Origin of the sequence: Lysinibacillus sp. NPDC094177 (assembly GCF_050279145.1) — a bacterium.
Taxonomy (GTDB): Bacteria; Bacillota; Bacilli; order Bacillales_A; family Planococcaceae; genus Lysinibacillus.
Genome location: NZ_JBNNTW010000001.1, coordinates 608,823 through 634,295 on the forward strand (window position 1 = coordinate 608,823; position 25,473 = coordinate 634,295).

The following is a 25,473-nucleotide window of genomic DNA, read 5'->3' on the forward strand; positions in this document are numbered from 1 at the left end:
AAAAATCTCACTCCTTCGCAAATTGGATAATATTGAGTGCTACCAATTGCTTAAACAACGCTGCAAGTGGTAAGCCGACAACATTGTTATAATCTCCTTCAATTCGTTTCACTAGAAGGGTTCCAGCGGTTTGAATGCCATAACCACCGGCTTTATCAAATGGATCTCCCGAATCTACATATGCTTCGATGAGCTCCTGCGATAAATGATGAAAGACAACAGTTGTCTCTTCAACAAATGTAGTTTCATTACCGTTAGGCTCAATAATGGCAACAGCTGTCATGACCGCATGACGCTTGCCTGATAAGCGCAATAAGTGAGAAATTGCTTCCTCACGATTTTTTGGTTTATGAAGTAACTCATTATTATAAACAACAATAGTATCCGCTCCGATAATCGTTGCATTTGGAGTTTTTTTCGCCACATCATGTGTTTTTAATAGAGCTACATTTTTTACATAATCTTGCATTGTAGTTGCCTGGACGCTTGTCTCTTCTACTTCACTAGTTATTATGTCGAATGGAAGTGATAGCATAGCAAGTAATTCTTTTCGGCGTGGTGAAGCGGAAGCAAGCACTAGCTTGTGATTAGTTTTAAACATTATCTGACCATTCCTCCTTATTAGTTATCATAACGGAGAATTTGGGATTTGAAAATTTTCTAAAAATCAAGATAATGCTTATTTCACTATCTTTTGTGCTTAAAACTTCACTTGAAGACAAGCATTTTTCGATTTGTAATGGGCAAAAACTTGTAAGCGAATGATGCTAATATTAGTTGAAATAGACGAGGCTGCCGCTCCAATAGATTGCCAATCAGCAGGTAGCGTAGAATCCTTCGATTTATCCTTAAAATTTAATTTTGTTGCATTTTTGTCAGCTAGCACAGCTGGAAGCTCTGCAACCGTTGCCTCCTTACAACTGTCACCGCTCAAAGTAAATGCTTTTTTAAATGTTGCAGGATCTTTTAAAAAGACAAGCTGACTTTCATCTGTTTCCATACTTGTCCAAACATAAAATTTTCCATCTACCTCAACAACGGCACTTTCTTTTAACGAAGGATGTTCAGATACAAATGCACTTGCACTTTCATAATTTGAATAGACCCCTGCTTGGCTTGCAAAAAACATAGGTCCGTTCGTTGCTCCTCCCGCTGTCGGAATTGTTTCTCCAGCTGTATTACCATTATTGCTTTTATTCGCTACCTCATTACTATCATTTTTTAAAGAAAATTTAGTGCTTGCTTGAAGAATACCTAAAAAAATAGCTACACCAAAAAGTCCGACTATTCCTCCAATAACCATCGCTCGAAATATTTGTTTTCTCATCACATGACTGACAATTTTCATTCGACCATCACCTCTCTCTTCAACATATCAAAGTAATTTATAAAAGACGGGATTGTTACAATTTGATATAAGTATATGTATAAAAGGGTGTGTAAATGCGAATTTACTACATTTTGATTTAATAGTTATTTTCGAAGTTTTACTTCAAAATTAAATATTTTTGTAACAGAAGATTTACTATATAAAAAAAGAGGTGGATTCTTTCCACTACTCTAGTGTACCTCTATCAAAGAACAATTCTGCTGAATGAGAAAAGGAGTTAATAGAAAGAAAATAGAAATAATATTATTTACTGATAAATAATCGGCTAATCCAAAAGTTGTGGATGACATTTGATAAAACGTATGCCATTTATCTGTGCGAAAGCAAACAAAGCGCCCAGGCGGAACGAAAATCAACCACTCGTTATGGTGATGAGCTAAATAATACTTATTGAAGGTGATAAGATGGATAATCAAAAAATTATAGGACAAACAAAAACGGTTGGATTTCAAGTGGGTGTTAGAAGGACATTCTCTATTTCCCTAGAAGAGGCCTGGAACCTTTTAATTTCCCAAGATGGATTAAGCTTATGGTTAGGAGAGAGTATGAACATTATCCTTGAACCAGGTCAGAAATATATCACGAAATTAGGGTCAGGAGAAATACGTGTTGTCAAACCTTTACAGCAACTTCGCCTGACTTGGCAAAAGGTAGGATGGGAAAAGGCATCAACAGTTCAAGTCCGGATTATATCAATTGAAAGTAATAAAACAACTATTAGTTTTCATCAAGAAAAACTGTCCGATCAGAATGTAAGAGAAGAAATGAAAGTATATTGGGAAAACGTGCTTGAGGAAATCAAGGAGAGAATGCCTAGAAATTAATTTATATACGTTATAGTAACTGATTGACTGATTACTCCTTTAAGCTTTGATTTACTCAATCTTAAAATGCGACCAATGAGTTCTTTCAAGTGCTTCACATAAGCCGAATTTAGGTTAGGAGCTTAATGGAGAAATTGTAGATCCATGTGGAAATCAATTAATAAATTAAAAATCAGGACTCATTTTTTTGATGAGTACCTGATCTTTACTGTAAATATATAGTTCACTCAACTACAAGTTAAATATTTTTTAATCTACTACGTACTTCCGTTAATAAATACAACGAACCCGATACAATAGTCCTCGAATTGCTTTCTGACTGTAGTTTTAAAAATTGCACATAATCTTTTAAAACTACTTTATGAGAGGCATTGGACAGCTCAACCAATTTATGAGCAGTCATCGCACGGGGGTTATCGAAATCAACAAAGTAAAAATAATCACTTACCTGCTCAAATTGTTGCAAAATCTCTTTTACAGCTTTATCAGCAAGAATACCAATGACAAAAGTAATCTGCTCATCTGGGAACTCCTGCTTAATCGTTTCTATTAATTTCTCAGCACTCGCTGGATTGTGCGCACCGTCTAAAAAAATATAAGGCATAATTTCTTCAAAACGACCTAAAATGGTCACGTTTTTCACAGCTTTTTGAATAGCTTGTATACTAACTTCTAACTCTAATGCGGCCGCCACTTCAAAAAAGGCTGTAATAGCAAGTGCCATATTATTCGCCTGATGTGCTCCCTTCATTGTGCGTGTAAGCTTTGTTATACGGAAGCCATTGTCATTATGCCCATAGCTCTCTCCATCATTTCCTTGTTCTACATAAAATTGATGATTTAGCTCAAGAACGGATGAATGTTTTATTCGGGCTTCCTGATAGACTATTTTCTTCGCTTCTAACGGTAAATCGCCGATAATAACTGGACGATACGGTTTAATAATTCCGGCTTTATGGTAGGCAATACTTTCAATCGTATCTCCTAAAAAATTTGTATGCTCTAATGCTATACTCGGTATGATTGACACAATAGGTGTAACTACATTCGTACTATCAAGCAAGCCCCCCATACCCGCTTCAATAAGGGCAATATCTACATTACTTGCAACGAAATGTAAAAATGTTGCAACAGTTAATAGTTCAAAATCTGTTAGTTTCCCACTAAGTCCGGCTGCCTGCATCTCTTGGAATACATGATTCATTTCCTCTTCTGTAATAGCTTGACCCTCTACTTGAATTTGGTCATGTACGTCTAAAATACAAGGAGACATAAATTTACCAACACGTAAGCCATGTTCTTTCGCGATTGATTCTAGAAATGTAAGTGTCGATCCTTTACCGTTAGTCCCTGCTAAATGAACGACTTGCAATTTGTTTTCTGGATTACCTACTCGTGCCAATGCCTCTTCAATGGCAGTTAGACCTGGTTTTATAACATCATCACTCTGAACATTCCACTTTTCCTTGTAGCTATTCAATTTTGGGATCATCGTTGTTCCCCCTGTAGCCATTGTCGTATTTCAGCTATAAAATACAACGAGCCAGTAATGACTATAATATCTTCATCATTCTTTTGATATAGCATCGTTTGAACCATCTCACGCCAATTCGCATTATACATTTTGTTCGTATTAGTAGATAATGCAGCTAATTTGTCAGCAGGCATAGCATTCGGTAGTTCAATTTGAGTAAATGCTATTGATGTAGCAATACTATCCATTAAAGCAATACTATTCGCATGATCTTTATCCGATAATGCAGCATATATAAATCGATAATTTTGGTGTGGATAGACTGTTTTAAGTGTTTGAATTAATGCAGCAGTTCCTTCAGAATTATGTGCTCCATCCAATATAATATTGCCAGGTAATTGCTCAAAACGGCCTGCCCACTGAGCTTTTGCCAAAGCTTGACGGATTGATTCATCTGAAATGTCAATGGCTCCATTCTCTCTTAACGTTAGGATAGCCGTAATCGCAAGGCTCGCATTATTTATTTGATGCGGTCCAGCCATTTTTAATGAGACAGCTACCATCTCCACTTTTGCTTTTCGGTAATTAAAGTGCTGTATATTAGTGCCTTGTTCAATGTTTGCAACCGTAAAATCCTTCCCTAAAACAAAGCATGGGGCATGACGCTCATTCGCTACCTCCTCGATTACAGTAAGTGCTTCCTCACTTTTAACCCCCACTACAACAGGTACACTTTCTTTAATAATTCCCGCCTTCTCAAACGCTACCTTTGCTAATGTATCTCCTAAAAACGCAGTATGTTCTAGTGAAATCGTTGTAATAATTGAAATTAGGGGCGTAATGACATTCGTAGCGTCTAAACGTCCACCCAGTCCTGTTTCAATCAGCGCAAAATCCACTTCTTCATCCGCAAAATATTGATACATAATAAGTGTTACAACTTCAAAAAAGCTCGGAAAGTCACCTTCATAATGTGTCTCAATAATCTCAGCAACTTTGTTCATATAGTGTAAAAATTGTGTATCAGAAATCTGATTTCCATTAATAGTCATACGTTCATTAACACGCTCTAAATGAGGTGAAGTAAAGGCGCCTACTTTGTGGCCAGCATGTTGTAACATTTCTCTTAGCGCATTCACTGTTGACCCTTTTCCATTCGAGCCTGCTAAATGGATAGCGCGCAGCCTATCCTGCGGGTTATTAAGAAGTGCTAGTACCTCTCGCATCAAAACGAGCGGTGCACGTTTATGATCAACTGCTTTTAACGTAAAAATAAATTCTGTACATTCTTTCATCGTTTTAAACAAAAGAAACACTCCCTCTTACTACAATATCTCTATTTTAGTACAAGTAGCGTCCAATACACATACATTTCTAAAAAAACTATTGTTTACTTATACCGGAGATGAAAGCAAAAAACACACAGAAAAACACTTTATAAAGTGAGAATCCGTGTGTTTTTAAGTTGATTTCATACTAATCTATTATGCCTCGATATAATTCCGTGACGTCCTTAGACTGAGTTCTCTATTTCAGCGGATGTTTCGGCACCCGCTGAAAGAAGTTAGATCTGTTGAACACCTAATAGTGCTCCCATATTATCTAATATAATTTTTGCATCGTTATTTAAAAGTGGAAGAACATCGGATCTTTGCATTAATTCAAAGGAGTTTTTTAAAGTTCTTTTTAGCATGGAAATATCAAAATTTGAGCAGTGTTCATTAATTTTTTTGATCGTTAATAAATCTGTCCGTGTTAATTTATTATTAGATTCCACTTGAACCTTGCTATTTGCTAATACATGCTTTATGAGTACCCGACCACTTGCATTTAATAAACGATAATATTTTGCTTCTGATAATTTTATTAAATTCGTTTCAATTAATACTCTTGCACTAACAAAATCTATATCATCACAGGCTTTGTTTATTTTTGTAATAATCGTTGTGATGTTTCCCGACATACAAAACCCCCATTTAGCAATTTATATCCATCAAGATATCCATAATTCTGTATAGCCTTTTTTACCATTGCGTTAATAAGCACATACTCATCTATTATACTGATCCCTATAAAAATTACTATATATTTTTACCTAAAACAATATATATCTTTTGTTGCATATAAAAAACAGCGGATGACTTTCGCCATCCGCTGTCTCATACTTACATATTTTTTAGTTCTTCTAAACGTTTTAAAACAACTGCGTGTTTACTTTCGTAATCTGCTAATTTTTCACGCTCCGCATTAACTAATGCTTCTGGTGCTTTAGAAACGAATTTCTCATTCGATAACTTACCAGTTACAAGCTTCACTTCTTTTGCCCATTTTTCTAATTCTTTGTCAAGACGAGCAATTTCTTCTTCTAGATTAATAAGTCCAACAAGCGGTAGGAATAGCTCAGCTCCAGTTACTACTGCTGTCATCGACTGACCAGGAGCATCTAAGCCCTCTCCAATTGTTAGCGATTCTGGATTACAGAATTTTTCTAAATATGCTTTATTTGCATCAAGTACTGTAACCGTAGCGGCATCTTTCGCTGAAATATATAGTGGCACTTTTTTGCTCATTGGTGTATTAACTTCTGCACGAATATTACGTACTGAACGTATAATATCCATTAGGAGCTTCATATTGTCTGCTTCATCTGCAAAATGAAGATCCTCACTTACAGTTGGCCATGCTGCCACTGTAATTGATTCACCTTCATGAGGTAAGTGCTGCCAGATTTCTTCCGTAATGAACGGCATGAATGGATGCAATAGACGCATAGTTTGATCTAAAACATAAGCTAAAATAGAACGAGTCGTTTTCTTAGCCGCTTCATCTTCACCATATAACGGTAATTTAGCCATTTCAATATACCAAGAACAGAAATCATCCCAAATGAAGTTATAGAGCTCACGGCCAACTTCGCCAAATTCGTAACGTTCTGCAAGAGATGTTACACGTTCAATTGTTTCATTTAAGCGAGTAAGAATCCATTTATCGGCAACTGATTTTTCACCAGTTAAGTCGATTTCATCATATGTCATACCTTCCATGTTCATTAACGCAAAACGAGAGGCATTCCAAATTTTATTAGAGAAGTTCCAAACTGCTTCTACTTTTTCAGTTGTATAGCGTAAATCTTGACCAGGTGAAGATCCAGTCGCTAAGAAGTAACGTAATGAATCGGCACCATATTGATCAATAACGTCCATAGGGTCTACACCATTGCCAAGTGATTTACTCATCTTACGTCCTTCACCATCACGTACTAAACCATGAATTAATACATCTTTGAATGGGCGCTGACCTGTAAATTCAAGACCTTGGAAGATCATTCGAGAAACCCAGAAGAAAATAATGTCATAACCAGTTACAAGTGTGCTTGTTGGATAGTAACGTTTATATTCTTCATTTGTCTCATCTGGCCAACCCATTGTAGAAAATGGCCATAATGCTGACGAGAACCATGTATCTAATACGTCTTCATCTTGAGTCCAATTTTCGGCATCTGCAGGTGCTTCTATTCCTACGTAAATTTCACCTGTTACATTGTGATACCAAGCAGGGATTTGATGACCCCACCATAGCTGACGAGAGATACACCAGTCACGAATGTTTTCCATCCAGCGAGAATATGTGTTTTCAAAACGAGATGGTACAAAGTTTACTTTTCCTTCTTCATCTTTTTGAAGAGCAAGTGAAGCATCAGCAAGTGGTTGCATTTTTACGAACCATTGTGCTGAAAGATATGGCTCTACAACAGCACCAGAACGTTCAGAGTGACCTACTGAATGTGCATGCTCTTCAATACGGATAAGCACGCCTGCTTCTTGTAAATCAGCTACGATTTGCTTACGGCATTCAAAGCGATCCATACCGTTGTACTTGCCAGCAAGCTCGTTCATTGTACCATCTTCATTCATTACAAGAATGCGTTCTAGGTTGTGACGGTTACCAACCTCAAAGTCATTCGGATCGTGTGCTGGTGTCATTTTTACAACCCCAGTACCAAATTCCATATCTACGTAGTCATCTGCTACGATAGGAATTTCACGACCTACGATTGGTAAAATAACTGTTTTACCGATTAAGTCTTGATAGCGCTCATCTTTCGGGTGAACGGCTACCCCAGAGTCACCTAGCATTGTTTCAGGACGTGTAGTAGCTACTTCCACATATCCTGAGCCATCAGCTAATGGGTATTTCATATGATAGAATGCACCTTGAACATCTTTATAGATAACTTCAATATCTGATAATGCTGTTTTTGCAGCAGGGTCCCAGTTAATAATGCGTTCGCCACGATAGATTAAGCCTTTTTCATATAATTGAACAAAAACGGTTTTAACTGCATCGGAAAGACCTTGATCAAGTGTGAAACGCTCACGAGAATAATCTAATGCAAGACCAAGCTTCGCCCATTGGTCGCGAATATGCCCAGCATACTCTTCTTTCCATTCCCATGTTTTTTCGAGGAATTTTTCACGACCTAAATCATAACGTGTAATATTATCTTCACGTAGTTTGGCCTCTACTTTTGCTTGTGTCGCAATACCTGCATGGTCCATTCCTGGTAACCAAAGTGCATCAAAACCTTGCATGCGCTTCATACGAATTAAAATATCTTGTAATGTTGTATCCCAAGCATGGCCAAGATGTAATTTACCTGTTACATTCGGTGGTGGAATAACGATAGAATAAGGCTCCTTATCACTAGTAGGCTGTGCCTCAAAAAATTTCCCTTGTAACCACCATTCATAACGACCAGCTTCAATGGACTGTGGATCATATTTTGTTGGCATTGAAATGTTTTCTGTCATTTTGACTCCTCCTGTTGACTTATTAATTTTCCGGTACGAGATAATACCAATCATTCTGTTTTTATGTCTCATGCATAGACACATTTACCAGAAGATTTAATGAAAATAAAAAAAACTCCTAACGTCTAAAAGGACGAAGGAGTTTAAGTTCGCGGTACCACCTTTATTTCCAGCAGAGGCGAGTTAAGCAGTCACACATTTCAACAGAATGTACTTGTTTGCTTAAGCCTTTTACTACTGGCTCTCAATTCGGTAACGGTGTTTAACCGGCTTTAACTACTGTTAGTTCACTAAAGCTGCTCGAGGGCTACATTCAATTAGGTACAAATAGAAACTTTTCAGCTACCGTTTCCTCTCTTAAAATGCACTAATAATTTACTCTTCCCTGTCATAGCATCTATATTCGACTTTTTCACATTGTACCGCAAAATCGGGCAATTTTTCAAGTGATTTAGTCATTTTTTAGGAAGCACTACTAGAAAAGGAAGTGAAAATTCAAATGAGACGACGTAAGTATAATCCTTGGCTTTTACCACCATGGCTACGACAATTTCGTTTTTATTGCAAAACGATAATTGTACCAATTTGCGTTTTTCAGTTTATACGTGTCATCATCATTCCAACATCTGGTGATTTTATCATCTTATTGCTCCTGCTGCTTCTATGCTATTTACTTTTGAATGAGGTCATTTGAAACACGAACCTTTAGCGGTGTATAGTCTTCCGTTAAATCCCAAATCATCGATGGAACTTCATGCCAGGAGCTGGATTCACGGACTACAATATGACTTGAGGATTCCCTCAACACTATTTTTTGCTCAGCTGGTGCAGGTTTTTCTTTTTTGTCTGAAGCTAATACAGTTTCAGACTTTTCCTTTTGTGCTGAAAATGTTGCTGCTTTTGATTTTTCCTCTTGTATTGATGCTGTGACAATTGTGGATTTTTTTTCTTGTGCCGTTTCATCTATACGGGCTGAAGCATTTACAGTGACAGGCTGTTTCTCTAATACATGAGCCTTTTCAAATGCTGGCTCAGACTCATTAAAAATACTTGTAACCGTCCATTCGAGCTGACACATCTGATTAGTCAATATAGGTCGAATATCTTTTACCATTAAATCTTCAATAGCTGCATCCTTTGGTAAATCCACATTTAAAGGAACGGCATACTCAAAATAGCCAGTATCCCCTTGAAGATCCAGCGCTTCGATTTGTACTAATTCTTCATCATCCATGAAAGCTTTCATGTCTTGAAAATCAAATCGTACATGTGCTGTGATATGATAAATACCCATTAATCGTAGAGAATCTTCTAACTGCATTGTCTGCCACCTTGGCTTTATTTGCACAGCTGCTATTTCTGTTGGGCAGCCATAACCAGGAAAGCAAAAAGTTTCACTCATATTCCAAGTTTTTTGTTCGATAATAATCCCTCCTGTTGCATCATATGAAGCTCCGGAGGATAGTATGCTATAGGATGATTATTAAAAATGGCTTATCAATCAATTATGCCTCGGCATAATTGAACGAAAATCAACCCTACGTTTTAATGATGAGCCTAAAAAAGCATGCTAGAAATTCTAGCATGCTTTTTTACTGTTGGTTCAACAGCGTTATTATACATTCACCAATTTAATTTTATTTGCTACACGATCTGTTAACATTTGTGTTGCTTTTGGTACGATCGGCTTAAAGATTGGATTTAAAACAGGGCCAGCTAATCCACCTGCTGTTACTTCCAAGAAGCCTGTCATTTTTGTATTTTCTGCATCAATACTTTCTGCTAGGAAATAACCGTTTCCTGAAAAATTATCAGATATTCCTTTTAATTCGAAAGTTACTTTTGTAGGCGCTGCCCATTCTAAAATAGTAATCTCTACTTGTACTGTTTTTTTCAGAACACCAACATTACCTTTAAACGTCCAATTTGAATGTTTTTCATCAATCATTTCATGTGCATTATAACCTGGGACAAGCTTTGCCCATTTTTCCATATCACTGACGAAATCCCATACATTTTCAATTCCTACGGGTACTTCGACCATATGTGTGCCTGTTGCCATATCAATTCACTACTTTCTTTTACGAATAGCTATATTATATACGATTTGGCCCACAATTTGGCTATGCTGAAAGTTATAATTTTGACAAAAATTTTTCCAAGCGGTAACAATCGTCCATTCATTTTAATTTAACGGCATTACTTTAACAAAAAAATAGCATGCCAGAAAATACTTCTAGCATGCTATTTTGTAACAACCTATTATCTTGCTAATTGTGCAAATACTTTATGGAAGGCATCAACCGTTTTTGCGATATGCTCCTCCGTATGTGCGGTAGAAATGAATAAACCTTCAAATTGAGATGGCGGTAAGAAAATACCTTCCTCTGCCATTAGACGGAAGTATTCAGCGAATAATTGTAAATCAGACGTTTTCGCTGAAGCAAAATCAATAACATCTTCGTTCGTAAAGAAGAAACCTATCATTGAACCAGCACGATTTACAGTATGTGGAATATCGTATTTCGTTGCTGTTTCTCGGAAACCAGCCTCTAATTGATCTCCTAGCTTTTTGAAGTACTCATAAGAGCTATTATCAAGGCGAGATAAAGTTTCATAGCCTGCTGTCATTGCTAATGGATTCCCTGACAATGTTCCAGCTTGATAGATTGGACCCGCTGGTGCTACCTGCTCCATAATTTCCTTTTTCCCTGCAAACGCACCTACAGGAAGTCCACCGCCAATTACTTTTCCTAATGTTGTCATATCTGGTGTTACATCAAAATAACCTTGTGCACAGCCATAGTCAACACGGAAGCCTGTCATAACTTCATCAAAAATCAACAATGATCCATGCTCCTTTGTTAATTCACGTAAGCCTTGTAAGAAGCCTGGTTGTGGAGGCACAACGCCCATATTTCCTGCGACTGGCTCAACAATTACTGCTGCAAGCTCTGAACCAAATTTATCGAAAACTTGTTTTGCCCCTTCTAAGTCATTGTACGCTACTGTTAATGTATTACGTGCAATATCTGCTGGGACACCAGGGCTGTCAGGTAAGCCCAACGTAGCTACCCCAGAGCCAGCTTTAATAAGTAAGGAATCTCCATGACCATGATAAGAACCCTCAAATTTTAAAATTTTATCCCGTCCTGTCACACCACGAGCTACGCGTAAAGCAGACATCGTAGCTTCTGTCCCAGAAGACACGAAGCGAATCATTTCCATACCAGGAAGACGATCTAATACTAATTTAGCTAATCGATTTTCTGTATAGCTCGGTGCTCCAAACGAAGAGCCTTTCGCTGCTGTTTCTGCAATTGCTTGTACAACTTCAGGATGTGTATGACCTAAAATAAGAGGTCCCCACGATAGTACATAATCAATATATTCATTGCCATCAATGTCTTTAATAATAGCACCGTGTCCAGATTCCATGAAGATTGGATCCATATTTACGGATTTGAATGCACGTACTGGGCTACTAACACCACCTGGCATCAAGTTAATTGCTTCAGCATAAGCTTGTTTTGATTTTTCGTAAGAACGCGTCATTTATTTCTCCTCCAACCAACGTGCAACATCTTTAGCATGATACGTAATGATTAAATCAGAACCTGCACGTTTCATGCTAAGTAATGTTTCAAGCACTACTTTTTTCTCTTCAATCCAGCCATTAATAGCTGCTGCTTTAATCATTGCATATTCACCAGAAACATTGTATGCAACAATCGGTAATGTATAGTTATTTTTTACATCACGAATAATATCTAAATAACTTAGAGCAGGTTTAACAATTAAGAAATCTGCACCTTCTGCAATATCCGACTCTGCCTCACGGAATGCCTCCATACGATTCGATGGATCCATTTGGTATGATTTACGATCACCAAATTGAGGCGCACCATCAGCTGCTTCTCGGAATGGACCATAGTAGCTAGATGCATATTTTACGGCATATGACATAATCGGAACATTTTCAAAGCCTGCTTCATCTAGTCCTGCACGAATCGCTGCCACAAAACCATCCATCATATTGGAAGGAGCGATGATATCCGCACCGGCTTTTGCTTGTGATACTGCTGTACGTGCTAAAACATCTAATGAAGGGTCGTTTAAAATTTGATCGCCTTCAATTAAGCCACAATGACCATGATCTGTAAATTCACATAAGCATGTATCTGCAATGACTAAAAGCTCTGGGCAGCGAGCTTTAATAAGTCGTGTTGCTTCTTGCACAATACCATGATCATGGAATGCACCAGTTCCAACTGCATCTTTTTCTGCAGGTAAGCCAAATAAAATAACTGCAGGAATACCTAAAGCAACAACTTCATCAATCTCAGCTTCAAGTTTATCTAAAGAAAATTGAAAAACTCCCGGCATAGAAGGTACTTCGTTTTTAATATTTTCGCCTGCAATAACGAAAATTGGATAAATTAAGTCTTCTTTGTGTAAGTATGTTTCTTTTACCATTGATCGTATTGCAGCATTTGCACGCAAACGACGATGTCTTTGAAATTGTAATTTTGTCATTTTCTTTCTCCTACTTTCGTTATTTCCTCCATAACCGCTTGCATTGTATAAACGCTCGGCATAACATCCACAATAGCACCGTGATTTACAATAGCTGCTTCTGTAATATGACCGATTGCTGCTACACGAACTGCCTCCCAACCAATTACTGAAGCTACATCCTTGGCGTAGACATCAACAGCGGAAGGGCTAGCAAAAATCACTGTGACATCGTTATTTTCACGGATACATTCAAAAATTAATTGTTTTTGGTCGTGTCGCTCAATCGTTTCATAAACTGTCCATTCCTTCAATTTAAAGGGCAACCCTTCCTTTAATGTCTTTTTCGCTTTTCCTCCACGAATAAATAGACACCTAGGATTACTACCTGCAACACTAGGAAATTCTTGAACAAATACATCTGCACTAAATATAGAAGGCATAAAGCTCACATGGAATCCTAACTTTTCTAAAGCTGCAGTAGTTTTAGTACCAATAGAAGCAATTTTCCCTGGGAAATGCCCTACACCTACATTAAACCGTTGCATCTTGCTGGCAAAAGCTTCTACAGCATTTTGACTCGTAAAAATGAGCCATTCAAATTGACGCGCAAACTCTAAATGCACGTCATCGTTTTTAGCGATAATCTCGCAAGTCTCAATCAATGGGGCAATTACTGCTTGGCCACCTAAAGCTGTAATATCATCTATTATTGTTGTCGTCTTAGATGTACCTGTCAAAATAATAGTTTTACCTTCTAAAGGTAAGTTACTTGGCATCTTGCTCTGCCTTCACTCGTTGAATTAATTCAAAAGCACCTTGCTTCGTTAAAATCTCAGCAAGCTCTTTCCCAACTGCTTCCGCATCAGAGCCCACAACAGTTTCTTTATAAACAACTGAAGCATCTGGTGCAGCTACAAGGCCAGTTAATGTAATTTCTTCCCCATTAGACTTTGCGTATCCTGCGATAGGTACTTGACAGCCACCATCCATAGCCGCTAGGAAAGCACGTTCTGCATGCGCTTCTTGCCATGTAATGCTATCTGTTAACTTGCCTAATTCCGTTAGTAGTTCCGTATCGTCTCCACGGCATTCAATACCTAGAGAGCCCTGTGCTACTGCTGGTAGACAATCCTCTACAGGTAAAAACTCAGTAACTACATCATCGCTCCAACCAAGGCGTTTTAGTCCAGCCGCCGCTAAAATAATAGCATCGTATTCATCAGTTTCAAGTTTAGCTAAGCGTGTATCTACATTTCCACGAATCCATTTAATTTCTATGTCTGGACGGACTGTTAAAAGTTGAGCACTGCGTCGAAGAGAACTTGTCCCAATTACAGCTCCTGCTGGAAGATCGGCAAATTTCACATGTCCTTTTGAAATAAATGCATCACGCGCATCTTCACGCGGCGGGATACAGCCAATTACTAATCCTTCAGGCAGTATTGCAGGCATATCCTTCATAGAATGAACAGCAAAGTCTATTTCCTTGTCGTAAAGTGCTTGTTCAATTTCTTTAACGAAAAGCCCTTTACCACCTACCTTAGATAGCTGCACGTCTAAAATTTGGTCACCTTTCGTGACAATTTCTTTCACTTCAAATTCAAATGGTACACCAGCTACTTTTAACTCATTGATAAACCAATTTGTTTGTGTTAAAGCTAGCTTACTTCTCCTAGAACCTACAATAATTTTTCTCAACAGTCTCCAACCTCTCTTCTAATACCATAAATGGAATCGTGATAAACTGCTTCCTAAAAAGAAGTTAACAACAACTAATAAGTAAGCGTATATATGTACCCACGCATAAGTTGTCCCTGTCAGCTTACTTTTACGATTCACATACAATATAAAGCAATACAAAATTAAAATAATAAAGGACCCAATAATCTTCGCATCAAAAATCGAAAGACTCTTTAGCGTTAGTAGTGCCCATTCAAACCCTAAAACTAAACTTACAAATAGCACTGGAATACCAATGAAAAACGAAACATTCATCCAGTTGCTCGTTTGCTGTAATGATGGCAACCTTGTCCATAGATGTGACCATTTTTTCTTTTTAAGTAAACGGTATAATACTAAATACAATATCGCAAAAACAAATGTTAATGAAAACGCTGCATACGATAAAATTGCAAATGATATATGAATAAAAAGCATTTCCGAAATTAAAGTATCGCTAACTATTCCTGTTGGCCGTTTCGGCATAAAAGTAAAGATACTAGCGAATAAAAATCCTAGTATATTAATAATAAATACCGGTAGATCAACTCGTGCAATACAGTGCAAAATAATAGATAGTGTCACGAGTAGCCAGGAATAAAAGAGAATCCCTTCAGACAAGGATAAAATCGGAAATCGTTTCGTTTCCACAAAAGTTAATATAATAATGGCACTTTGAATTACCCATACGAATGAAACAAGCCAAAAAGCAATTCGCCTTGCTCGTATTTGCTTATAAAAGTAATCAGTAAAGTAAAATACTAGACTGATCGCATACAAGACGATCATTACTTCATAGAGCCTTGTCATTGTCAAATCAGCCAATAGACATCCCTTCTTTATTTTGAAAGTGCTAAAGTAGTGTACTTTAGCCTAGAAAAAAAAACGTTTTCGTATCCTTAGTTTACCATACAGATACGAAAACGCCTCATTTAATATCAGTAGAAAATCTCGTTCGCGGGAAAAGCTCGAAGGACAACTTTTCTAAAGTTGCACCGCGAACACATAGACATCTATCAATTATGCCTTGGCATAATTGCGTCCGGAATCGGCTTTGTGCAAGCACAAAGCCGATTCTGTGGACATCCGCCGGAGGCTTAACTTCTTTCAGCGGAGTTGGACACCCGCAGAAAAGTAGTAACTTTAACCTGCATTCATCTCACCACCTATAGAGGTAGGAGACTTCTTTAGCTGACGCTTTGCTTTCGCTACAAAAGAGATCTGCTGAAAGAAGTTAGAAAGAATACTTTGGTTCAGTGGAAGATTGTGACGACTGTAAGCGTTCTTTGCGTTCAAGCTCTTGTTCTGTCATCGCAGTAACTTCAGCTTCCACAGCATCCTCAATACCGAAAATTTGTTGGAATAAACGTAACTGTTCATTTGCTTTTGGTGAGTTTGCCATTTCCTTAGCTTGTAAAATTGGTTCTTTTAACAATTGATTAATAATAGACTTTGTATGCTTACTTAAAATTTTACGTTCTCGATCCGTTAAATCCGGCATTTTATTTTCGATACTAATCATTGTCTCTTCTTGAATATGATTCGCCTTTTTACGTAAAGCCGAGATGACAGGGACAACGCCAAGAGTCGCAACCCAATCTTTAAATTGCACAACCTCTTTGCCAATCATCGAAGAAATATCAGCAGCAGCACGTTCTCGTTCTGCTAAGTTTGCTTCGACGATGCCTTGTAAATCATCAATATCATATAAGAAAACAGTTGGTAAATCTCCAACACGTGGATCAATATCACGTGGAACTGCAATATCTACCATAAATAATGGTTTCCCCTTACGTAAACGTTCAACAAATTGCATCAATTCATAGTCAATAACATAATCTGTTGCACCTGTAGACGTAATTAAAATATCCGCTTCAAGTAACGAACATTGTAGTTCCTTCATAGATTTTGCTTCACCGTCAAATTTAGCTGCCAAACTTTCTGCTTTTTCGAACGTACGGTTAATAACGGTTACTTTTCCAACACCGCTACCGTATAGGTTCTCAATTGCAAGTTCTCCCATTTTCCCTGCACCTAAAATTGCTACATGTTTACGTTGTAAAGATCCGAATATTTTCTTTGCTAGTTCAACTGCTGCATAAGAGACAGATACCGCGTTCTCACCGATAGCCGTTTCATTATGTGCACGCTTCGCAAATGTCACTGCTTGTTTAAATAGCTGATTGTATACCGTTCCAGTAGTTCCAATCTCTTGTCCACTTAAGAAGCTTTTTTTTACTTGTCCCAAAATTTGAGTTTCGCCAAGTACCATCGAATCAATTCCAGCTGTCACTTTGAATAAATGCTCGATTGCTTGATCTTCTTCACGAATTGTTAAATACGAAGAAAATGTCTCCACAGGCAGGCCGAACCATTTTGCTAAAAATTGTTTAACAAAATGACGTCCAGTATGCAATTGATCAACTACTGCATAAATTTCTGTGCGGTTACATGTCGAAACAATAACATTTTCTAATATACTTTTTTGTTGTTGTAGCGCTTCCATTGCCTGTGGTAGTTCACTCTCTATGAATGATAACTTTTCACGAATTTCAACAGGCGCTGTTTTATAATTCAAGCCTACTACGATGGTATGCATGAATAACACCTCTCACGTTCTAATTGACAAATCTCATTATAGCACAGTTCGACAAGAGTTCATCAATAATTTGTGAACATGTCATGAAGAACTGTAATTCGTCACCCACATTAGAATTATTATAAACTAAGTGTAACAAATTATACGTGCTGTTTCAAATTTAATGTTTGTCCAGGAATTTTATAAAGAATCATGATATATTGTTTAACCATCTTCATCTACTTGTATTAATTAGAAGACAATGATTTCCGCTACAGGCTACTCGCTTTCCCGCGGGAGTCGAGTAGCCCTCCGCTACAATCATAAAAATGGGCATAAAAAATATATACTATTAAATAGATTCTAAAACAGCCCCATTGTTATTTAATTAAAAAAATAGCATTTGTCGATTTATTTTTAACAAGGCTAGCTTCACTTTATTATTTCAACGAATCTCTGTAAATCGAACAGCAAAATTATCGTTCCCATTTAATAATCAATAGAATTAGCTATGTCCACTAAAGTTTCAGGAGTTACTTTATTTGAAACTCGTTTATCTATACTTAGCATATACTGCAAATTGTCTCTCTCGAAAACAAGCACATTAAAACCTGAAATGGTCATATATGTGGCCACAATCCCATTTTTTAATTCATAAGTTTTTACTACATATTTCTCTCTAAGAGGCAATTTATACTTAAGTGGACGAATATCAATTTTATAGTGATTTTCGGATAATTGGTCATTGATAAATGTCACCTCAAATGCGTCATTTCCTACATACTTCGAATCGGAGAATCGTCCAAAATGATGTGTAAAGCTTATTGGGGGTACTCTAAGCGGTAACTTTAATTTTTGGTTAAAATGTTGTTCAAAATCATTCACTGCTTCTTCTACCGATTTATATCCTATTTCGGGATATATTTCTTCATAAGGACTGGGTTTATCATTTGCAGATGCATGTAATGTTATTAAAAAAAACGCACAAAATGAAACTAAGAAAAAAGAAACGGTTCTGTTCATTGGTCTTCACCTCAAAGTATCTTTAGGTGTAATATTGCCGAATTTAATAAATTTATCAAATGAACAGTTTCATTTCCGAAAGTTAGGATAAAAATTTGTTAAAAAACATACGATGAGGATAAGTTGATCGGAATGGAAACTGGGCGACTCCTCGGGGATTAGCAATAGAGGAACGAAGGCGTTATCACATCCTGTGATAACGCCTTCGTGACCAACATCGGTGCTGTTGCTGCCGCTTCGTTGCACTACACTTTCGCACAGAATGAACCCCTTTTGCTGCCGCTTCGCTTTCGCGCAAAAAACATCTGTTGGCCCGAGACTCTGCAGTGAAGCGGCTCATCGTAAGCCCCCAGGAAGCTTTGCTCTGTGCGAAAGCGAAGCGACTGCGGCAATGTTTTCTGTAGCGAAAGCGAAGCGACAGCAACAAATGTTTTCTGTAGCGAAAGCAAAGCGACAGCTACAAATGTTTTAACTGCGCGAAAGCGAAGCGGCAGCGATAAAAGCGCCCAGTTGGAACGGAAATCAACCACACGTTTTGGTGAGTGCTATAGTTTCTAAAATCAAAAAAAGCTGAACTAATTGTTAGTATTAGTTCAGCTTAAAAATAACTTTGATCTATTAATCTGTGATTGTTACAGTTTTTATAGCTATAATTTTACCGTCGTTATCATATGCTACAAATTCTATATCATTATTAACTTTGAAATCCTGCATTGTTTGAACTGTTTTTGTTAGCATGTAGACACTATCACTACGCTTTTTCAATTCAAATTGCACATCTCCACTTAAAGAAGGGAATCGTACATTAACCTTTGCAACATTTGAACAATTGTCATCAATTCTTGCATTCATTGTAATATTGCCTTTGCGTAGAGTTACTGTCGCTTCTTCAAATAAATTTTCAGGAGTCACACAACTAGAAGACGAAGTTTTACATAAAATTGAATCAATAATTTTTTGGAATACTTGATGCAATTGTAAGTTATCAATTGCGTGGTAATAAGTACCACCAGTTTCAGCAGCCAGTTGCATTAAAATTGCATCATTGACCTGTGATTTTTTACCCATACTTACAGTGTGAATCTTGACCCCTTTATTTTTTGCATCGTTCAGTACTTTTGTCATTTTCGATTTACTTGTCTTACCATCTGATACAACAATTATAGATTTTGAAGTTTTCGAGTCATTGGAGAATTTAGACAGTGCAAGGTCTATACCTTCAAAAATATCTGTGGCACCATTCTCTTTTGATGCTTTATACAAATCTTTTTTCAAAACATTGTCTGTACTGCCCTCTCCTAAAACAGTAGCTTTTGTATTTGTTTCAATAACAATATTATTTTTAGCCTTAATTTGATTAATTACTTCCATCATTTTCTTACCGCGGTAATTTGTTTGGTCAGAAGCTTTCATGGAAGCAGAGTAATCGACTACATAAGCGACTTCTGTTGCTAAAGAACAAGAATTTTTACTAAAGTAAGGATTTGTGAATATTTCCTTTGTAATTGTTTTATCTTTTAAATCCTTCAATATTGTTGCATAACGAGGATCTATTTTATTAACTAATGTTGCTTCAGCTTTAGATTTCCCGTAAATAACCGAGTCAAAGTACGCTACGGCTGTCCCAGCGTTTCCTGTGTTATTTAAATAATCCGAAGTATTTGTAACAAATGAAGCTGTTTTCTCTACACCATCAAATTTAATTTTTACAGTTCCTTGGTAGTCCGTAATAACTTCTCCACCTGGTCTCACTAATGTAACCATAACTTTTGTGTAACGATCTTTACCAGATGGTCTTGATGCCGCATCCGCACTTTCTTTTAATGCTTCCACTCGTTTTTTATAGGCTTCTACTTGACCGAGCAATTTACCACCTTGGTATTTTAATAATACTGTTCGGTCATAGTTACTTAAGTTTGTGAAAATAGAATAAATATCCATGACACTATCATAATGCTCAAGTGTCAGTTTTTTTTCGTCTGGTAAATAGCTCATAAGTTGAATTATAGCACCGACCGGGTTAATGTTCTCAACCTGTGAGGCAATCGCATCATCAATTCCTTGAATACGATAAATTGGTTGTCTCTTATCTGAAATCATATACATAATTTCAATCGTACTATCAGGATTAATCGATTCTCTTCGGCGTTTTTCAATGATCTCTTCGAACAGCCAAACTGAAATTTTATAGTTTTCAAACTGTAAGTCAGCTTTTTCATAGCCTAATGCAGGATAATTTTTATCACTGCCACCATATTGTAAATATTTATTTTCAACATTTCCTGTAGTACTTGTTACATTTGTTTGCTGTCCAATACTAAATAGTTTTTCTTCTCTATCAATCCAATGGACGTTAACAATGTTTTCTGTAAAGAAATCTGGTAATTTTTCAAACTTATCATATGGAGGTATTACACTTCCATTGTCATCATCAGTGTTTTTAGGATCATACACTTGATAATCAATGCGCATTTCCGGTTGAGGTAAGTATCGGACATGTGCATTTAATTTTTGGCCTACAAGACATTTCATACTAGGATCTGTGTTATTAATAAGCTCAAATGAAATTGTATCACGTACAGATTTTGTTAATTTTGGTGCTATAACAATCGCAGAGACAGTAGAGCCATCTGAGTGTACATATTGAGCAGCTTTACCAGATGTATCAACGATATTCGCCCCATATGATGAAGTTACACGGAATGTATAGGATTTATCATCAGGTATTGGATCACCATTACAAGCCTTTAAGGATACAGTAATTAGCGTTGAATCTTCGTCATTTGCAATTAAGTCTGGTTTCTCAACATCAATACCTTGTAGAGCATTATTAACATAGTCCGGACCAGTAAAATCATTGTTATTATCTTTTGGCTTTTCAAAGTCTGCGTTGCTTGAGCCCATGAAGCCTGGAGGTAACGTGATTTTATCGTTATCACGGCCTGTCGCTGCACGTTTTAATCCTAGTACAGCAAAGTTACCGTTTTGTACACTGCGGTATAAAAATTCAGCAATATCTCCACGAGTTAGCTTTGTTGAAGGATTGAAATCGGCAAATGTCTTTTTATCAGTGTTACCTGTTGAAATATCATTTGTGTATAAATATTGAACCGCCTGAGGCTCATCTAAATCTAAGCCTTTAAAGGCAGCATATATTCGTGCAAATTGTCCACGTGTAACAGCTTTCGAACGATTAGCTGTTGTAAAAGTACCGTTGAATGGTAAATAAAAATCACTATAGAAGTTATAAGCGACACTGTCGTTATATGTTAATGCATAGTTCTTATCGAGCTTTGCAAACATTACAACAAGCTCTCGATCAGTTATTTGCTCATTAGGTAAAAAGTTATTAGCGCTATTCAATGAGAGTAGATCATTATCGACTGCCCATGAGATAGCTTTGTATTTACCGCTATTTGTTGGTACATCATTAATTGTCGTAGCTGCATGAGTCACAGCTGGAGTTGCTGTCATCAAGACTAATACGAAACAAAGCAGGGATAGAAATGCTTTTTTGGCATACGTCATTTATTTTTCAGTCCTTTCTTTAGTTAAAGAACAATATGTCATCTCGATAGTTTTGTTTTAAGTCATTTTCCAAATAATTCAAGAAACGTACTAATACTAGTGATGCTTGTGCTCGCGTTAATGGTTGATTTGGATTAAATCGACCTGTTACTGGGTCACCAGTCATTAAGCCTAATTCATTTGCAATGTATACACCATCTTTTGAATAGGTTGGAATTTGTGCATCATCCTTAAACTTTGTCATATAGCCTGGATCTGGCGCCTTATTTTCTAGCCCTAATGCTCGCACAAAAATCGTAGCTGCTTGAGCTCTAGTAATTTGATTATCAGGTTTGAAATACTCTGGAGTTACACCTTTAATAATTCCTTTATTAAACGCGGACTCAATATAGGCATAATCTTTTACAGTACGTTTGACATCTTTAAAAATACTTGTAGCAGATGTCGATTTTTTCGTTTTAGGTTCTGCCATAACTCGTAAGTCGACTGCCTTACCAATCGCCGTTGTAAAGTCAAAACGTCTCATAGGAGTATTTGGTGAGAAGAAGTTACTTGCATCAGAGTAAATACCTAAAGAGTATAATTTTTCAATAGCTTCTTTTGCATTATGATTTGATAAATCACGGAACTTAGGAATGATTAAACGTTCAATTGTTGGCATATATTCTTTGTCTAAGTCAACTTTACCTTTTTGTCCAGAGGCTAAATCATACGCATATTCAGAAATAACATCCTTTTCGCTTACTACCGCATATCCACCATCAAAGCTCCCTAAACTTCCTAGGTTTTCTTCATAGTTTAATACACGTGATTTGCTTGTAGATAAACGATTTTTCACATGGCTTGTCTTACCGTCGCTATATTTATAAACAGCTTCTGTAATTTGTGTTTCTGTTGCTCCCCAGAAGTTTTCATAGCCTGCATGTCGACTATCAGTATCAATCGTTACGGTATTATTAACTGTATTTCTCCCACTTCCAGTTTGATAAGCATATGTTTTTCTAGAAATCACATTGCCTGAGTAATAATCAGAGGCTGCACGATTGTCCGTTACCGTGCCTTGTGAAAATTGGTAATCTACCAATGTATATGTTTTCCCCCCTGCAACAATTTTCTCAGAATATTTTTTCACTACACCATTCGATGTCTTTTGACCAATCGTAGCATGATCCACAACATCAGATTCATATACAATATTTCGTGTCAATGTAGCTCCACTACTTGCTGTTAGCTTTAAACTATGTGTTTCGGTTAACTTCCCTTTAGACTCTTTTTGTGTGATTTTTATGTCTTTACTAGTGCCTTTAAATATAATGGGTGTTCCTGTAATGAAAACAGCTTCCTCATATGTATATTCATTTTTTACAGCACCTGTTGTTTCTAATGAAGCAGCTGATGCATTTTCTGGAATAGTAGCTCCAATAACCAGTGCAGCAAGTACCACTAACATTATTTTAGATAAATGTTTTCGCATTCTTTTTTTGTCCCTCTCTTTCATTCCATGCATACCGCATCTAGAGCTGAATAATTTTCAACATTACAAAATAATCAGGTGTGTTGATTAACCCATTTTCACCTACTTCATTAATTAGTAGGCGCTCATTTTCACTTCAAATCACTCGCTTTCGTACAGAATATACGATCTCGCTTTTCCAGCGGAAAGTATTGCTCTGTAACGAATGCTCGAAATTCTCCTCTACAATCAGCAAAAAAACGGGTTTATATTAGCAAAAATTCCCTTTTGAATTTTTCCTACTCAACACACCTTGAAAAGGCTGAAATCTGCTTGCCTCCTATTCGTAGGGCGACAACATACTTCATCATAAGCAAGTTCTTCCTTCGCTTAAGCTGAATGCCTTCGTTTTAAATATTGCTTACAGATTTCATATTAATCGACTAGTATTAAATGAGCTTTGACAAAACGATCTGATAAAACTACTAAACGATCAGAAGGGTTTAAATCTGATGCTTGAATAACTTTACCAGCTTTAATAATTGTAGCTTGGTCAATATTCATATCAATCATTTCACCAGCTTCATACCAGCGACCATTTTGCCATTGACTTACGCTCTTCACATTGATTACAGCTGGATATTTCGATTTAACTGACTGTAGTTTACCAGTTAACATTAATGGTGCTACAGGCTTAGCTTTATTTAGTATATGAAGGGCCTGTACATGACCGTCCTTCACATAGAAGTAACCATATTCACCTTCGTATAAATGAAGCTCAATATCAGGCATGACACTATATGTTTTTTTCCCATCATCTACTATTGCCTTTGTTGAATTACTAACAGATAGTACAGTACGATCTGTTTTCTTGAAGACATTTGACTCGATCTTCATCGCGTCATCAATTTCGATTAAATAGCCATCTGCTTGTGACAAACGTCCATAATATAACTCATGACCTGCTAAGTTTGGTGACATAAAGCTATCACTTGTTACTTGCACGACTTGGGCATAATTATCACGTGCAGCACCGTCCGAAATAACAAAGGCAGTACCGTAAGCTAATAAGCCAGTAGGTTCAATTAAACGACCATTTCGAATTAAAATCGATCCATCGTGGAAGTATAATGTACCAGCAGATTTAAGTTTTAATAATTTATACTTAGTATCCACAGAAAGCATAGGCTCATAGTAAGTTCGCTCGTTGTTTTTCAACACAACAATCTTTTCAATCACTTCTTTGCCAAACTGTTTAACCGTTGCATAATATGCTTCACTGCCAATGTAATTTTTCAACTGACCTTTATCAATTTTTGTATTTCCAACATAGATTGGAACCTTTGATGAAAAATTCATCGTTGACAAAGCCGTTGTTGTATCAGATCCAAATTGCCAATTTATAAATGCATGTTGGTTTTTTACAGTTAAATTATTTGTATTGGCATTAACCGTCTGTATCTCACCTTTATATAGGTTTTCAACTAATGTACCCGTCTCACTAATTTCTATTTTAGTGACAATGGATGTGTTTCGATTTTTAAGGCTAAGCTTAACACGGTCCCCAACATATAATGCGCTAATATCGACTGCAGAGGAGTTTTTTTGGTAGCTTGTATCTTTGTTTATATAATAAGTTGTTTCCTCTCCAATATCTGGCTTCAACATAATAAATAATCCATTTGGATCAATACTTGTCACTACCCCAGCCAGTGTTTTAGTATTTTGAGCTACTGATGGAGATTCTGTTTCTATTGTAGAATTAGAAGTACCTCGAAGCTCAACAACACTTCGAAGGGAAATATCCGCTTCTACCTTCATTCCTAGCTTAAAACCTTCGATTGTTGTCACTGTATTATTAATATACAGGCGGGCATTATCATTTATATTGTATGTAACTTGACGACCGCTATCATTTTGCAAAGTAATTTTACTAAGCTTTTTTTCTATTACTCCGTTTGAATTTGCATATTCTGAAAATGTTACATCAACAAAGGTTCCAGTCACCATTTGGGCAGCTTGGGCCGTTTGATTTGATGAAAATCCAAGAACCGCTAGTAACAAAATCATTAGTATGTATGAAATTTTCTTCAACAAATCCTGCCTCCTTAAAATGTTATTAATAAATAGTATATCGTAATATTGGTAGTTTTTC

At 36.8% G+C, this 25,473-nt stretch carries 19 protein-coding genes and 1 other annotated feature; of the genes, 1 reads left to right on the forward strand and 18 read right to left on the reverse strand.

All coding sequences use genetic code 11. The features are described from left to right. Positions 1-7: 7 nt before the first annotated feature. Both ACQKNC_RS02925 and ACQKNC_RS02930 read right to left on the reverse strand, forming a co-directional pair. On the reverse strand, positions 8-601 hold the full coding sequence (locus tag ACQKNC_RS02925) for a Maf family protein (RefSeq protein ID WP_427423372.1): 594 nt from the start codon (positions 599-601) through the stop codon (positions 8-10). Between the two features lie 99 nt (positions 602-700). Then, positions 701-1,348, reverse strand: a complete 648-nt coding sequence (locus ACQKNC_RS02930) for a hypothetical protein (protein WP_427423373.1) — start codon at positions 1,346-1,348, stop codon at positions 701-703. Between the two features lie 446 nt (positions 1,349-1,794). Here ACQKNC_RS02930 and ACQKNC_RS02935 point away from each other — a divergent pair, with 446 nt between their 5' ends. Next, positions 1,795-2,214, forward strand: a complete 420-nt coding sequence (locus ACQKNC_RS02935) for an SRPBCC family protein (protein WP_427423374.1) — start codon at positions 1,795-1,797, stop codon at positions 2,212-2,214. Positions 2,215-2,452: 238 nt separating this feature from the next. Here ACQKNC_RS02935 and ACQKNC_RS02940 read toward each other — a convergent pair whose 3' ends face one another. The 16 genes from ACQKNC_RS02940 to ACQKNC_RS03015 form a co-directional block, all read right to left on the reverse strand. Beyond that, the gene (locus ACQKNC_RS02940) at positions 2,453-3,706 is read right to left on the reverse strand and encodes a bifunctional folylpolyglutamate synthase/dihydrofolate synthase (protein WP_427423375.1); all 1,254 of its coding nucleotides are present in this window, start codon (positions 3,704-3,706) and stop codon (positions 2,453-2,455) included. Continuing rightward, complete coding sequence (locus ACQKNC_RS02945) at positions 3,703-4,995, reverse strand: bifunctional folylpolyglutamate synthase/dihydrofolate synthase (protein ID WP_427423376.1); 1,293 nt, start codon at positions 4,993-4,995, stop codon at positions 3,703-3,705. The genes ACQKNC_RS02940 and ACQKNC_RS02945 overlap by 4 nt, the downstream gene beginning before the upstream one ends. Before the next feature lie 257 nt (positions 4,996-5,252). Further along, positions 5,253-5,651, reverse strand: coding sequence for a hypothetical protein (locus ACQKNC_RS02950; protein WP_427423377.1), 399 nt, complete (start codon positions 5,649-5,651; stop codon positions 5,253-5,255). Positions 5,652-5,853: 202 nt separating this feature from the next. After that, complete coding sequence (locus tag ACQKNC_RS02955; protein WP_427423378.1) at positions 5,854-8,499, reverse strand: valine--tRNA ligase; 2,646 nt, start codon at positions 8,497-8,499, stop codon at positions 5,854-5,856. 126 nt (positions 8,500-8,625) lie between these two features. After that, positions 8,626-8,900 (reverse strand) — a binding site (T-box leader). 269 nt (positions 8,901-9,169) lie between these two features. Continuing rightward, positions 9,170-9,901 (reverse strand): valyl-tRNA synthetase, encoded by a 732-nt coding sequence (locus tag ACQKNC_RS02960; RefSeq protein WP_427423379.1) that lies wholly within the window; start codon positions 9,899-9,901, stop codon positions 9,170-9,172. 213 nt (positions 9,902-10,114) lie between these two features. Next, the gene (locus ACQKNC_RS02965; RefSeq protein WP_249072748.1) at positions 10,115-10,561 is read right to left on the reverse strand and encodes a CoxG family protein; all 447 of its coding nucleotides are present in this window, start codon (positions 10,559-10,561) and stop codon (positions 10,115-10,117) included. Between the two features lie 200 nt (positions 10,562-10,761). After that, positions 10,762-12,054, reverse strand: coding sequence for a glutamate-1-semialdehyde 2,1-aminomutase (hemL, locus tag ACQKNC_RS02970; RefSeq protein ID WP_427423380.1), 1,293 nt, complete (start codon positions 12,052-12,054; stop codon positions 10,762-10,764). Continuing rightward, positions 12,055-13,035, reverse strand: a complete 981-nt coding sequence (gene hemB, locus ACQKNC_RS02975; protein ID WP_427423381.1) for a porphobilinogen synthase — start codon at positions 13,033-13,035, stop codon at positions 12,055-12,057. After that, positions 13,032-13,793, reverse strand: coding sequence for a uroporphyrinogen-III synthase (locus ACQKNC_RS02980; RefSeq protein ID WP_427423382.1), 762 nt, complete (start codon positions 13,791-13,793; stop codon positions 13,032-13,034). The genes hemB and ACQKNC_RS02980 overlap by 4 nt, the downstream gene beginning before the upstream one ends. Continuing rightward, positions 13,783-14,715 (reverse strand): hydroxymethylbilane synthase, encoded by a 933-nt coding sequence (hemC, locus tag ACQKNC_RS02985; protein WP_427423383.1) that lies wholly within the window; start codon positions 14,713-14,715, stop codon positions 13,783-13,785. The genes ACQKNC_RS02980 and hemC overlap by 11 nt, the downstream gene beginning before the upstream one ends. Positions 14,716-14,733: 18 nt before the next feature. After that, positions 14,734-15,561, reverse strand: coding sequence for a cytochrome c biogenesis protein CcsA (gene ccsA / locus ACQKNC_RS02990; RefSeq protein WP_427423384.1), 828 nt, complete (start codon positions 15,559-15,561; stop codon positions 14,734-14,736). A gap of 409 nt (positions 15,562-15,970) precedes the next feature. Beyond that, entirely contained in the window at positions 15,971-17,335 is a 1,365-nt protein-coding gene (hemA, locus tag ACQKNC_RS02995; protein ID WP_427423385.1) for a glutamyl-tRNA reductase, read from the reverse strand. 468 nt (positions 17,336-17,803) lie between these two features. Next, positions 17,804-18,337, reverse strand: coding sequence for a hypothetical protein (locus tag ACQKNC_RS03000; RefSeq protein WP_427423386.1), 534 nt, complete (start codon positions 18,335-18,337; stop codon positions 17,804-17,806). A 618-nt stretch (positions 18,338-18,955) separates the two neighbouring features. Further along, positions 18,956-21,865, reverse strand: a complete 2,910-nt coding sequence (locus tag ACQKNC_RS03005; RefSeq protein WP_427423387.1) for a vWA domain-containing protein — start codon at positions 21,863-21,865, stop codon at positions 18,956-18,958. A gap of 19 nt (positions 21,866-21,884) precedes the next feature. Continuing rightward, the gene (locus ACQKNC_RS03010) at positions 21,885-23,339 is read right to left on the reverse strand and encodes an S-layer homology domain-containing protein (RefSeq protein ID WP_427423388.1); all 1,455 of its coding nucleotides are present in this window, start codon (positions 23,337-23,339) and stop codon (positions 21,885-21,887) included. A gap of 414 nt (positions 23,340-23,753) precedes the next feature. Then, positions 23,754-25,412 carry a hypothetical protein gene (locus tag ACQKNC_RS03015; protein ID WP_427423389.1) on the reverse strand — a complete coding sequence of 553 codons (1,659 nt, stop codon included), beginning with the start codon at positions 25,410-25,412 and terminating at the stop codon, positions 23,754-23,756. Between the last annotated feature and the right edge of the window lie 61 nt (positions 25,413-25,473).

Bases quoted from the DNA above. Each gene is read 5' to 3' on its own strand.
- hemL (WP_427423380.1), bottom strand. From the start codon at position 12,054: ATGACGCGTTCTTACGAAAAATCAAAACAAGCTTATGCTGAAGCAATT.
- ACQKNC_RS03010 (WP_427423388.1), bottom strand. From the start codon at position 23,339: ATGCGAAAACATTTATCTAAAATAATGTTAGTGGTACTTGCTGCACTG.
- ACQKNC_RS02935 (WP_427423374.1), top strand. From the start codon at position 1,795: ATGGATAATCAAAAAATTATAGGACAAACAAAAACGGTTGGATTTCAA.
- ACQKNC_RS02950 (WP_427423377.1), bottom strand. From the start codon at position 5,651: ATGTCGGGAAACATCACAACGATTATTACAAAAATAAACAAAGCCTGT.
- hemA (WP_427423385.1), bottom strand. From the start codon at position 17,335: ATGCATACCATCGTAGTAGGCTTGAATTATAAAACAGCGCCTGTTGAA.
- ACQKNC_RS02980 (WP_427423382.1), bottom strand. From the start codon at position 13,793: ATGCCAAGTAACTTACCTTTAGAAGGTAAAACTATTATTTTGACAGGT.
- hemB (WP_427423381.1), bottom strand. From the start codon at position 13,035: ATGACAAAATTACAATTTCAAAGACATCGTCGTTTGCGTGCAAATGCT.
- ACQKNC_RS02925 (WP_427423372.1), bottom strand. From the start codon at position 601: ATGTTTAAAACTAATCACAAGCTAGTGCTTGCTTCCGCTTCACCACGC.
- ACQKNC_RS02930 (WP_427423373.1), bottom strand. From the start codon at position 1,348: ATGAAAATTGTCAGTCATGTGATGAGAAAACAAATATTTCGAGCGATG.
- ACQKNC_RS02955 (WP_427423378.1), bottom strand. From the start codon at position 8,499: ATGACAGAAAACATTTCAATGCCAACAAAATATGATCCACAGTCCATT.
- ACQKNC_RS02965 (WP_249072748.1), bottom strand. From the start codon at position 10,561: ATGGCAACAGGCACACATATGGTCGAAGTACCCGTAGGAATTGAAAAT.
- ACQKNC_RS02960 (WP_427423379.1), bottom strand. From the start codon at position 9,901: ATGAGTGAAACTTTTTGCTTTCCTGGTTATGGCTGCCCAACAGAAATA.
- ACQKNC_RS03005 (WP_427423387.1), bottom strand. From the start codon at position 21,865: ATGACGTATGCCAAAAAAGCATTTCTATCCCTGCTTTGTTTCGTATTA.
- ACQKNC_RS03000 (WP_427423386.1), bottom strand. From the start codon at position 18,337: ATGAACAGAACCGTTTCTTTTTTCTTAGTTTCATTTTGTGCGTTTTTT.
- ACQKNC_RS02940 (WP_427423375.1), bottom strand. From the start codon at position 3,706: ATGATCCCAAAATTGAATAGCTACAAGGAAAAGTGGAATGTTCAGAGT.